This window comes from Bacillus sp. T3 (assembly GCF_033449965.1).
In the GTDB taxonomy this organism is placed as follows: domain Bacteria; phylum Bacillota; class Bacilli; order Bacillales; family Cytobacillaceae; genus Bacillus_BU.
Genome location: NZ_CP137761.1, coordinates 1018001 through 1029266 on the forward strand (window position 1 = coordinate 1018001; position 11266 = coordinate 1029266).

The following is an 11266-nucleotide window of genomic DNA, read 5'->3' on the forward strand; positions in this document are numbered from 1 at the left end:
TAAAATATATGCGGGTGTGGCGGAATTGGCAGACGCACTAGACTTAGGATCTAGCGCCGCAAGGCGTGGGGGTTCGACTCCCTTCACCCGCACCATATTTTGCGGAAGTAGTTCAGTGGTAGAACACCACCTTGCCAAGGTGGGGGTCGCGGGTTCGAATCCCGTCTTCCGCTCCAGATTTTTGCCGGGGTGGCGGAACTGGCAGACGCACAGGACTTAAAATCCTGCGGTAGGTGACTACCGTACCGGTTCGATTCCGGTCCTCGGCACCACTTTAATAATGCGCCCGTAGCTCAATTGGATAGAGCGTCTGACTACGGATCAGAAGGTTATGGGTTCGACTCCTTTCGGGCGCGCTTAATTCCGGGAAGTAGCTCAGCTTGGTAGAGCACTTGGTTTGGGACCAAGGGGTCGCAGGTTCGAATCCTGTCTTCCCGACCATTAAAACTTCTCATTGTGTATGGGGTCTTAGCTCAGCTGGGAGAGCGCCTGCCTTGCACGCAGGAGGTCAGGGGTTCGATCCCCCTAGACTCCACCAACTATCTTAATCAAAATTATGGCGGTGTAGCTCAGCTGGCTAGAGCGTACGGTTCATACCCGTAAGGTCGGGGGTTCGATCCCCTCCGCCGCTACCATATTTTTTTAGGACCTTTAGCTCAGCTGGTTAGAGCAGACGGCTCATAACCGTCCGGTCGTAGGTTCGAGTCCTACAAGGTCCACCATGAATATCTTATATGCGGAGGAATACCCAGAGTCCGGCTGAAGGGATCGGTCTTGAAAACCGACAGGCGGGTTAAACCGCGCGGGGGTTCGAATCCCTCTTCCTCCGCCATTATTTTAAACAAATTAATAAAATTTTTTATTGTCGCGGGGTGGAGCAGCTCGGTAGCTCGTCGGGCTCATAACCCGAAGGTCGCAGGTTCAAATCCTGCCCCCGCAATATGGTCCGGTAGTTCAGTTGGTTAGAATGCCTGCCTGTCACGCAGGAGGTCGCGGGTTCGAGTCCCGTCCAGGACCGCCATTTTTATGAAAAGAAATGTATGGCTCAGTAGCTCAGTCGGTAGAGCAAAGGACTGAAAATCCTTGTGTCGGCGGTTCGATTCCGTCCTGAGCCACCATTATCATGCTAAAAAAAGTGTGAAATGATGGCGATTGTGGCGAAGTGGTTAACGCACCTGATTGTGGTTCAGGCATTCGTGGGTTCGATTCCCATCAGTCGCCCCATTTTAATATTCGCGGGTGTAGTTTAGTGGTAAAACCACAGCCTTCCAAGCTGTTGTTGTGGGTTCGATTCCCATCACCCGCTCCAAATATGGGCCTATAGCTCAGCTGGTTAGAGCGCACGCCTGATAAGCGTGAGGTCGATGGTTCGAGTCCATTTAGGCCCACCATATGTTTTTACTAACGTTCCGCAGTAGCTCAGTGGTAGAGCATTCGGCTGTTAACCGAACGGTCGTAGGTTCGAGTCCTACCTGCGGAGCCAATTTATTTGGGGAAGTACTCAAGAGGCTGAAGAGGCGCCCCTGCTAAGGGTGTAGGTCGGGTAACCGGCGCGAGGGTTCAAATCCCTCCTTCTCCGCCAGATAAATTGGCCCCTTGGTCAAGCGGTTAAGACACCGCCCTTTCACGGCGGTAACACGGGTTCGAATCCCGTAGGGGTCATAAAAAAGCTATTAACTACATGTTAATAGCTTTTTTATTGTTTTCATAGATTTGATTTGCAATCGAATTCCTTACGAATAAATTACATTTCTACTATCACACCGTGTAGTAATTCTCTCAAATAAATAATTAAAACTGATACGTTTTTTTAAAAAAACAATAAAGCGCTTACTTAAAAGTGTTATATCTAAATAATAATTAGTATAGGACTAAAGACTTATCTTAAATCCTGTTCTATATCCTCCTCTGGTAAATTTCTTCCTGGATTGCTTTAATCGAGATCGGATGTGAATCCGGTAGAAGGACCTCTAAACATATCACCTGTTGCTAGTATTTTTTCATCAGGTGCTTCAAATAATGGAACCTCACCCTGCTTGTTTTCTAGTCTTTTTCCAGTCTGGTCTTTCATAAAAAATTCTCCTTTCAATTTATATGTTTATTTTGTCATATTACCATGATTATTATGTCGAAACGGAGTAGAATGCCGAGAATAACCTCGTTATGTATCATATATTACGATTTGTTGTCTTAATATTTGGAAAATTATTTCTAGGATAATATTGTAGAGAATAGTATAGTTTTAAATAGGCCAAGTAAAAAAAGAGTGGCGGGGTGTCAAATGACAGTGAAAACATTTTTACCTACTGAGTATGAATTGTATCTCTTTCACGAGGGTACATTGTTTGAAAGCTATCAATTATTTGGAGCTCATATTTTTGAAGAGGGAGATCGCTCATTTACTAGATTCTGTGTTTGGGCGCCTCATGCTAAGGAAGTAAACCTTGCTTGCGATTTTAATAATTGGAATGGAAATGGGTATGCCTTTCATAAGTTAAATAAAGAAGGTGTTTGGGTACTCGTTCTCGAGGGGAACCTAGAGGGCTGTCTATATAAGTATGAAATTATTTCACAAGATGGGGAAAGGCTGTTAAAAGCAGATCCCTATGGTTTTTATTCAGAACTGAGACCACGCACAGCATCCGTTGTTTATAACTTAGAGGGTTATAAATGGAACGACCAAGCATGGAAAAGAAAAAAGGCAAGGAAAAGTGCTGCGGCGGAACCGATGGTCATTTATGAAGTACATGCGGGTTCATGGAAAAAGAAGCCGGACGGAAGCTTTCTAAATTACAGAGAATTTGCTGATGAGTTAATTCCTTATGTACTTGATGGGGGATTTACCCACGTGGAATTATTACCACTCGTTGAACACCCGCTCGATATTTCATGGGGCTATCAAGGTGTAGGTTACTATTCTTTAACTAGCCGATACGGTACACCAGAAGATTTTATGTATTTTGTTGATCAATGTCATCAGAATGGATTGGGAGTCATTCTGGATTGGGTACCAGGGCATTTTTGTAAAGATGCACACGGACTGTACCGCTTTGATGGAGATTACACCTATGAATATAAAGCCACAAACGATCGTGAAAATCACGTTTGGGGAACGGCAAACTTTGATTTAGGAAAAAGTGAAGTTCATAGCTTTTTGATTTCAAATGCACTGTTTTGGATGAAGTATTACCATGTTGATGGGTTTAGAGTCGATGCCGTCTCCAATATCATTTTCTGGCCGAACTCAAATGGAGAACATGTAAATACATTTGGTTTGGATTTTCTAAAAAATCTAAACAAAACAGTTCATCAGCATGATCCTTCAATGTTAATGATTGCAGAGGATTCCACGGATTGGCCCCAGGTAACGGTTCCGGTTGAGCATGGAGGACTTGGTTTCAGCTATAAATGGAATATGGGCTGGATGAATGACATGTTGAGCTATATGGAAACAGAGCCGGAATATCGTTCTTCAAAACATAATAAGGTTACTTTTTCATTTTTATACGCCTTTTCAGAAAACTTCATACTTCCATTTTCCCATGATGAGGTCGTTCATGGAAAGAAATCACTTTTAAATAAAATGCCAGGTGATTACTGGAGGAAATTTGCACAATTACGATTGCTATTAGGTTACATGATGGCACATCCAGGACAGAAATTATTGTTTATGGGCACAGAGTTTGGGCAGTTTGCGGAGTGGAAGGATAAAGAAGAACTTGATTGGAATTTATTTGAATATGAAATGCACGAAAAGTTAAATGTATATTTTAAACAGTTAGTAAAAATCTACAAACGTTCAAAGCCATTGTATGAATTGGATCATACATATGAAGGCTTTGAATGGATAGATGTGAATAACATAGAACAATCTGTATTCTCTTTCATTAGAAAAGGCTCAAGCCTCGACGATATTCTCATTGTGGTGTGCAACTTTAGTGAACGACCATATGAAAAATATAAGGTTGGCGTGCCAAAGGAAGGGACATATCGCGAAATATTAAATAGTGACGCTCATCATTTTGGTGGTGCCGATAATTATAACAAAAAAGCATTAAAGACAATTGCAGAGCCATACCATGGAAAACCGTACCATGTGGAGATGACGATTCCTCCATTTGGAATCACGATATTGCGCCCTGTAAAACAACGAAAGGAGCTGGGGGATAATGGGAAAGAAAAAGTGCGTCGCCATGCTGTTGGCAGGAGGAAAGGGAAGCAGGCTTAATTCCTTAACAAAGGATATTGCGAAACCTGCTGTACCGTTCGGAGGAAAATATCGAATAATTGATTTCGCACTAAGTAATTGCACTAATTCGGGAATTGATACGGTAGGTGTGTTAACCCAGTATCAACCGTTGTTACTAAACTCATATATTGGGATTGGAAGTGCTTGGGATTTAGATCGGAGAAATGGTGGGGTTACTGTACTTCCCCCTTATGCGGAAGGCTCAGAAGTGAAATGGTATTCAGGTACAGCAAGTGCAATTTATCAAAATATCAATTATTTGACGCAATACGACCCAGAGTACGTATTGATTCTGTCAGGTGATCACATTTATAAAATGAACTATGAGGAAATGCTTGATTTTCATATTGAAAAGGGTGCAGACGTAACGATTTCTGTTATTGAAGTGCCGTGGGATGAAGCGAGCCGTTTCGGAATTATGAATGCTAATGATGAAATGAATATTACGGAATTTGAAGAAAAGCCAGATTTTCCAAAGAGTAATTTGGCATCAATGGGAATTTATATTTTCAATTGGAAAGTGTTAAAAGAATATTTAATAAAGGACAATGATGACCCATGTTCTAGTCATGATTTTGGGAAGGATATCATTCCGTCCTTACTTCAAGAGCAAAAGAAGCTGGTTGCGTATCCTTATAAAGGTTATTGGAAGGATGTTGGTACGGTAAGAAGCCTTTGGGAAGCAAATATGGATTTGTTAGATGAAAAATGTGAGCTTGATTTATTTGATCCATCTTGGCGCATTTATTCTGTAAATCCGAATCAGCCGCCACAATTCATTTCACCGAAAGCTTCCGTCCTAGAATCGCTCATAAATGAAGGTTGCACGATTGACGGGGACGTTGAACGCTCAGTCGTCTTTCAGGGTGTTTGGATAGAAGAAGGGTCGGTTGTACGTGAATCTGTGATCATGCCTGATGCAGTGATTGGGAAAAATGCATTTATTGAAAAGGCGATTATTCCAGGGGGCATTGTCATTCCAGACGGGGCTGTTATCCGTGGGAATAATGATCCTGAGGGAATTATCTTAGTTTCTGAGGATCTTCTTCCAGAAATACCTGTTCAAGCAGAAACAACGCTGAATAAAAAGATTGGTTAAAATTTTTCAAATTACATTAAAAAAGATCGGGAGGTTTCAGCGTTGAAAAGAAGATTATTGGGTGTTATCGATGCAACCTATTCAGCAGAACTAGAAGAATTAATTATCGATCGATCCCTTGCAGCCGTTCCATTTGCAGGGCGATATCGATTAATAGATTTTATTTTATCAAGTATGGTGAACTCGGGGATTAAGAAAGTGGCACTTTTCCCTCAATATCAATATCGATCCTTGATGGACCACTTAGGTTCTGGGCGAAACTGGGATCTGAATCGGAAACGAGATGGAATCTTTTTATTTCCTCCGCAAATTTTAGACACTCCGCACACTGGTACTGGCTCCTTTAATCAGTTTGCGGCGAATATCGGCTTTTTTAGTCGAAGTACCCAGGAATACTCATTAATTGCTAATTGCTTTACCGTTGCAAATATGGATTTTCGGAAGATTTTGAAGTCCCATATTGATTCTGGCTGCGATATTACGGAAATTCGCCAGGAAGGCAAATCTTTGGATATGTATCTTGTGAAGACTTCCTTATTAATTGAATTAATTTGTAATCGGGATAAAACTGGTTTTACTTGCATGTGCGATGTAGTCAATTCACTTAGTCATGATTACAAAGTTTGCTATTATCATTACTCTGACTATGCGGTAATGATTGATTCTGTGAAAAAATACTATACTACTAGTATGGAACTATTAAAACCGGCCATTTGGAAAAAGCTGTTTATAAAAGATCAGCCTATTTTTACGAAGGTGATGGATGAACCACCAACCCGTTATGCACAAGGAGCGTCCATTCAAAATTCAATGATTGCGAACGGCTGCCAAATTGGTGGGAAAATTGAAAATAGTATTATTGCCCGAGGAGTAAAAATTGGTAAAAATACATTAATTAAAAACAGTGTGATTTTACAAAAATGTGAAATTGCTGACGATTGTAAACTTGAAAATGTCATCCTTGATAAGGATGTTTATATTGAATCTGGACGAATCATCAGAGCAACGGTTGATTCACCCGTTGTAATCCGTAAAGATAAGATCCAAGGAGCGCTGATGAATTCGTGAAAATCTTATTTGCAGTCTCAGAATGTATACCATTTATTAAATCAGGAGGACTTGCAGATGTTGCGGGATCATTACCGCAGGAATTAGTGAATCAAGGTACAGATGTAAGGGTAATTCTCCCTAATTATGGTAGCATTCATCAGAAATATAAACAGAAAATGCGCAGAGTGGTGGATTTTACTGTTAAGGTTGGCTGGAGAAATCAATATTGTGGCTTATTGGAGCTTAAGTTAGATGGGGTAACTTATTACTTTGTCGATAACGAGTATTATTTTAAACGTGATGGCCTTTATGGTTATTTCGATGATGGTGAAAGATTTTCGTTTTTCAATCGTGCAGTCCTCGATGCGATTGCCCACTTGGATTTTTCCCTGACATTATTCATTGCCATGATTGGCATACAGGTATGATTCCATTTTTGTACCGTGTTGAATATTATCGGAAACCAGGCTATGAGTTCATTCGAACCATTTTTACCATTCATAATTTGTTGTTTCAAGGAATTTTCCCACGCGAAACGTTGGATGATTTACTTGGAATCAACAGCAAATATTTCAATCAAGATCAGCTCGAGTTTTTTGGAAATATCAATTTCATGAAAGCCGGCCTTGTGTCGGCGGACATGATTACGACGGTAAGCCCTACTTATCTGGCTGAAATTCAGACTGATTATTTTGGGGAAAAATTGGACGGACTCTTAAGGAAGCGCAAATCCGATTTGAAAGGGATTTTAAACGGAATTGATGATGAATTCTATAATCCGGCAAATGATTCTTTAATTCATCAAAATTATGATGCACAAAGCTTGAAGCTGAAGGTTGGCAATAAGCGACATATTCAGAAAACACTTGGTTTGGTTGAAAATGATGAGATTCCGTTGATGGCAATGATAACCCGACTGACAAAACAAAAAGGGTTGGATCTTGTCAAAGCGGTTTTTCATGAAATCATGGCCGAAAAGGTTCAAATGGTTGTGTTAGGAACGGGAGATTTGGAGTTTGAATCGTTTTTTAGGGAAATGGCACATCAATATCCTGACCAGGTCCGAGTTCAAATTGGTTTTAATGAGGAATGGGCGCATCAGCTTTATGCTGGGTCTGATATGTTTTTGATGCCGTCTAAATTTGAACCGTGTGGACTTGGGCAAATGATTGCGATGCGATATGGAAGTATACCAATTGTTCGAGAAACTGGCGGTCTTAATGACACAGTCCAAGCCTATGATGAGTGGTTGGACAAGGGGAATGGTTTCTCCTTCACTAATTTTAATGCTCACGACATGCTGTATACCATTCGTCGCTCTTTATCGTTTTATCATTATAAAAAAACGGTTTGGGCAAAACTCGTGAAAACAACGATGGAAATGGATTTTAGTTGGGCGCAATCCGCATTTCAATATAATCGGCTTTATTCCGAACTAATATCAAGGAGTGAAAGCCATGTTTTCTAATAAACAGGAGTTTCAACATACTTTTCTTAAACGGTTGGAAGCGATGTGTGGCAAGCCATTTAAGGAGAGTACAAAGAGTGATCATTTCCAAACACTAGGCCATATGATCCGTGAGTATGTAAGTACGAATTGGATTCATACAAAAGAGAAATACAGTGTCGCAAATGAGAAGCAAGTGTATTATCTTTCGATTGAATTCTTGTTAGGACGCTTGCTTCGCCATAATTTAATGAATTTAGGAATTGAAGAGCTCGTTGAAACTGGGCTCAAGGAGCTTGGGGTAAACTTAGGCGATTTAGAGGAAATTGAATCTGATGCTGGTTTGGGAAATGGCGGGCTAGGAAGACTGGCTGCCTGTTTCTTAGATTCTCTAGCATCGCTTAATCTTCCAGGACATGGCTGTGGCATCCGCTACCGCCATGGATTATTTGAGCAAAAGTTTGTTGATGGTTATCAGGTCGAACTTCCTGAGCAATGGCTGCGCTACGGCCAGGTTTGGGAGATTCGCAAAACGGACTTAGCAGTAGAGGTACCATTTTGGGGCGAGATTGAAGCGTATTGTGAGAATAATCGTCTTTGTTTTCGCCATATCAATGCGGAGGTTGTCACAGCGGTTCCATATGATCTTCCAGTTATTGGCTACCTGGACGGAAACGGTTAATACGTTGCGGCTATGGAGTGCAGAACCGTCGCCTTATCCTTTTTATCAGGATGTTATGAAGTATAAACGGGAAACTGAGGCTATTTCGGAATTCCTTTATCCGGATGATACGCATGATGAAGGGAAAATCCTTCGCTTGAAACAACAGTATTTGCTTGTATCCGCAAGTATTCGGACAATCATCCGTGGGTTTAAAAATACCAATCGGCCGTTAGCGGATTTACCGAATCGGATTGCGATACATATTAATGATACTCATCCTGTAATGGCGATACCAGAATTAATGAGGATTCTTCTGGATGAGGAGAAATTAAGCTGGGAAGAGGCATGGGAGATTACAACCCAGACCATCTCCTATACGAACCATACGACCTTATCTGAGGCTTTAGAGAAATGGCCAGTTCGTCTGTTTAAGCCACTGCTTCCAAGGATCTATATGATTATTGAAGAGATTAACCGTCGCTTTTGTGAGCAGCTATGGGAGAAGTATCCTGGAGACTGGGATCGCATCAATAGCATGACGATAATTTCTCATGATGAGGTTAAAATGGCGCACCTAGCTCTTGTCGGTAGTGTTAGCGTTAATGGTGTCGCACAAATTCATACTGATATTTTAAAAAATAGAGAAATGAATCAATTTTATCAGGTTTACCCTGAGAAGTTTAATAACAAAACAAATGGAATCACCCATCGGCGTTGGCTATTAAAATCGAATCCTAAGCTGTCATCCTTAATAACCGATGCAATCGGAACGGATTGGATTACTTCGCCACAAGAGCTAGTAAAATTATCTGCGTTTGAAGATGATCGTGGTTTTTTAGAGAAGCTAAGAGGGGTAAAGCAAGAAAATAAAGAACGGTTTGCTCATCGAATCCTAGAACAAACGGGGATTAGAATCGATCCTCATTCGATCTTTGACGTCCATGTTAAACGACTTCATGCTTATAAGAGGCAACTGTTAAATGTTCTTCATATTATGCATTTATATAACCGCTTAAAGGAAGATCCGAGCTTTAAGATGTATCCACGTACCTTTATCTTTGGGGCAAAGGCATCACCTGGGATATTATTATGCGAAGAAAATCATTAAGCTGATCAATACCGTTGCGGATCGTGTCAATCGTGATCCGGATGTTAGGGATATGCTAAAGGTTGTTTTCTTAGAAAATTACCGCGTGTCTGTTGCCGAAGAGCTGTTTCCGGCTGCTGATGTTAGTGAACAAATTTCTACGGCAAGTAAGGAAGCCTCAGGGACAGGTAATATGAAGCTGATGATGAATGGTGCGATAACGGTCGGGACGTTAGATGGGGCCAATGTGGAGATTAAGGAAAAGGTTGGTTTAGATAACATCTTCATTTTTGGATTGACCGCTGAAGAGGTGCTCCATTTTTATCAAAATGGCGGGTATCATTCGATGGAATATTATCATCATGACAAAAAAATCCGTCAGGTGATTGACCAGTTAACAAACGGTTTTTTCCCGGATGTTGATGATGAATTCGAGCCAATTCATGATTCCTTGCTGATTCAAAATGATCAGTATTTTGTACTGCGGGATTTTGATTCGTATGTGTCCGTGCATAAAGAGGTCGAGCAAAAATTTAAAGACCGTGATCAATGGATTAAAATGAGCCTACAAAATATTGCTGGCTCCGGTTATTTTTCAAGCGATCGAACAATCAAGGAATATGCAGACGACATTTGGAAAATTAAACCTGTACAATAACAAAAGGCTTGGGGAAAATCCCAAGCCTTTTGTTATTGTGTTCAAATTATAGGAAATACGCTATAAAAAGTCCGATAGATAGTAAGAATCCGAAAATCGTGTTCGTTTGTGCTGTTGCTTTCATCGCAGGCATCATTTGCAATGGTAGAGTATTTTTGAAGAATCCACTGATGGCTTTTAATGGCTTTGGTGAACTTAAAAGTACAATCGCTAACCATGGTGAAACGATTTTTAAGAAAATAAGTGCAAAAACCCAAGCGTATGAAATAATAAACATTCCGGCAAGAAATAGGATCGCGCCTTTTCTACCGAGAAGGATGGCAAGTGTTTTACGGCCAAATTTCTTGTCGCCATCTAAGTCCCGGATGTTATTGGCCATCAGGATTGCACCAACTAAAATCGTGATGGGAATCGATACAAGAATGGCGGTGTCGGAAACTGTTCCAGTTTGAATGAAGAAAGAAATTAAGATGATTAAACATCCCATAAAAAAGCCTGCAAATAGTTCTCCAAGTGGAGTATAGGCAATTGGAAGTGGTCCGCCTGTATATAAGTAGCCAGCTGCCATGGAAACAGAACCAATCAGTGCCAGCCACCAGCTCGTATTGGCGCAAATATAGACGCCAAGTAGCATGGAGATGGCATATAAGCCAAGTGCGGCATAAAGCACCGTTTTTGCTTGAATGCCTTCACGAACAATCGCTCCACCAATTCCAACAGATTCTGCTGTATCGAGGCCGCGTTTAAAGTCATAATACTCATTAAACATGTTCGTTGCTGTCTGAATAAGTAAGCACGCCAGTAACATGGTAGCAAAAAGTCCAAAATGAATATCCGTCTCTGGCATAGCTAATGCTGTTCCTAATAAAACTGGCACAAATGCTGCAGTCAATGTATGTGGTCGGGTAAGTTGCCACCAAACTCTCCATCTCGGTTGTCTTACAACTGCGGAAGACTTCGAATTTTGCATTTGTGGTTGCATATAATAGTCGCTCCTTTGCTAACAATAATC

At 41.0% G+C, this 11266-nt stretch carries 5 protein-coding genes, 18 tRNA genes and 2 pseudogenes; 23 read left to right on the forward strand and 2 right to left on the reverse strand.

Annotation, left to right across the window (positions count from 1 at the left end; translation table 11 throughout):
• The first annotated feature begins 10 nt into the window (after positions 1-10).
• The 18 genes from RGF10_RS05180 to RGF10_RS05265 all read left to right on the forward strand — a co-directional run bounded on the left by RGF10_RS05180 (position 11) and on the right by RGF10_RS05265 (position 1662).
• Positions 11-95, forward strand: a tRNA-Leu gene (locus RGF10_RS05180).
• A gap of 6 nt (positions 96-101) precedes the next feature.
• A tRNA-Gly gene (locus RGF10_RS05185) sits at positions 102-176 on the forward strand.
• A gap of 7 nt (positions 177-183) precedes the next feature.
• Positions 184-272, forward strand: a tRNA-Leu gene (locus RGF10_RS05190).
• A gap of 10 nt (positions 273-282) precedes the next feature.
• Positions 283-356 (forward strand) — tRNA-Arg (locus RGF10_RS05195).
• Between the two features lie 8 nt (positions 357-364).
• A tRNA-Pro gene (locus tag RGF10_RS05200) sits at positions 365-441 on the forward strand.
• 21 nt (positions 442-462) lie between these two features.
• Positions 463-538: transfer RNA gene (locus tag RGF10_RS05205), tRNA-Ala, on the forward strand.
• Positions 539-558: 20 nt separating this feature from the next.
• A tRNA-Met gene (locus tag RGF10_RS05210) sits at positions 559-635 on the forward strand.
• A 10-nt stretch (positions 636-645) separates the two neighbouring features.
• Positions 646-722 (forward strand) — tRNA-Ile (locus RGF10_RS05215).
• A 16-nt stretch (positions 723-738) separates the two neighbouring features.
• Positions 739-832, forward strand: a tRNA-Ser gene (locus tag RGF10_RS05220).
• A 34-nt stretch (positions 833-866) separates the two neighbouring features.
• Positions 867-940, forward strand: a tRNA-Met gene (locus RGF10_RS05225).
• A gap of 3 nt (positions 941-943) precedes the next feature.
• Positions 944-1021: transfer RNA gene (locus RGF10_RS05230), tRNA-Asp, on the forward strand.
• 21 nt (positions 1022-1042) lie between these two features.
• Positions 1043-1118 (forward strand) — tRNA-Phe (locus tag RGF10_RS05235).
• A 30-nt stretch (positions 1119-1148) separates the two neighbouring features.
• Positions 1149-1224 (forward strand) — tRNA-His (locus RGF10_RS05240).
• Between the two features lie 11 nt (positions 1225-1235).
• Positions 1236-1309: transfer RNA gene (locus tag RGF10_RS05245), tRNA-Gly, on the forward strand.
• Between the two features lie 5 nt (positions 1310-1314).
• Positions 1315-1391 (forward strand) — tRNA-Ile (locus RGF10_RS05250).
• A gap of 17 nt (positions 1392-1408) precedes the next feature.
• Positions 1409-1483 (forward strand) — tRNA-Asn (locus RGF10_RS05255).
• An 8-nt stretch (positions 1484-1491) separates the two neighbouring features.
• Positions 1492-1582: transfer RNA gene (locus RGF10_RS05260), tRNA-Ser, on the forward strand.
• A gap of 8 nt (positions 1583-1590) precedes the next feature.
• Positions 1591-1662 (forward strand) — tRNA-Glu (locus tag RGF10_RS05265).
• A gap of 271 nt (positions 1663-1933) precedes the next feature.
• Here RGF10_RS05265 and RGF10_RS05270 read toward each other — a convergent pair.
• Positions 1934-2071: a hypothetical protein gene (locus tag RGF10_RS05270; protein WP_318507871.1), complete on the reverse strand. Its 138-nt coding sequence runs from the start codon at positions 2069-2071 to the stop codon at positions 1934-1936.
• A gap of 210 nt (positions 2072-2281) precedes the next feature.
• Between RGF10_RS05270 and glgB the strand changes: the two genes are divergently transcribed.
• The 5 genes and pseudogenes from glgB (at position 2282) to RGF10_RS05295 (ending at position 10254) form a co-directional block, all read left to right on the forward strand.
• Positions 2282-4228, forward strand: a complete 1947-nt coding sequence (gene glgB, locus RGF10_RS05275; protein WP_318507873.1) for a 1,4-alpha-glucan branching protein GlgB — start codon at positions 2282-2284, stop codon at positions 4226-4228.
• Positions 4170-5348: a glucose-1-phosphate adenylyltransferase gene (locus RGF10_RS05280; RefSeq protein WP_318507874.1), complete on the forward strand. Its 1179-nt coding sequence runs from the start codon at positions 4170-4172 to the stop codon at positions 5346-5348. The genes glgB and RGF10_RS05280 overlap by 59 nt, the downstream gene beginning before the upstream one ends.
• A 42-nt stretch (positions 5349-5390) precedes the next feature.
• A complete protein-coding gene (locus RGF10_RS05285) occupies positions 5391-6416 on the forward strand; it encodes a GlgC family sugar phosphate nucleotidyltransferase (RefSeq protein ID WP_318507875.1) in 1026 nt (341 codons plus the stop codon).
• A pseudogene (glgA, locus tag RGF10_RS05290) lies at positions 6413-7866 on the forward strand (glycogen synthase GlgA). Before RGF10_RS05285 ends, glgA begins: the two are co-directional and overlap by 4 nt.
• Positions 7856-10254, forward strand: a pseudogene (locus RGF10_RS05295) (glycogen/starch/alpha-glucan phosphorylase). The pseudogenes glgA and RGF10_RS05295 overlap by 11 nt, the downstream one beginning before the upstream one ends.
• 46 nt (positions 10255-10300) lie before the next feature.
• Here RGF10_RS05295 and RGF10_RS05300 read toward each other — a convergent pair.
• Positions 10301-11236, reverse strand: coding sequence for a 1,4-dihydroxy-2-naphthoate polyprenyltransferase (locus tag RGF10_RS05300; RefSeq protein ID WP_318507877.1), 936 nt, complete (start codon positions 11234-11236; stop codon positions 10301-10303).
• Positions 11237-11266: the final 30 nt, after the last annotated feature.

What these genes read in the sequence shown, in the direction of transcription:
- RGF10_RS05270 (WP_318507871.1), bottom strand. Translation starts at nt 2,071, where the DNA reads ATGAAAGACCAGACTGGAAAAAGACTAGAAAACAAGCAGGGTGAGGTT.
- glgB (WP_318507873.1), top strand. Translation starts at nt 2,282, where the DNA reads ATGACAGTGAAAACATTTTTACCTACTGAGTATGAATTGTATCTCTTT.
- RGF10_RS05280 (WP_318507874.1), top strand. Translation starts at nt 4,170, where the DNA reads ATGGGAAAGAAAAAGTGCGTCGCCATGCTGTTGGCAGGAGGAAAGGGA.
- RGF10_RS05300 (WP_318507877.1), bottom strand. Translation starts at nt 11,236, where the DNA reads ATGCAACCACAAATGCAAAATTCGAAGTCTTCCGCAGTTGTAAGACAA.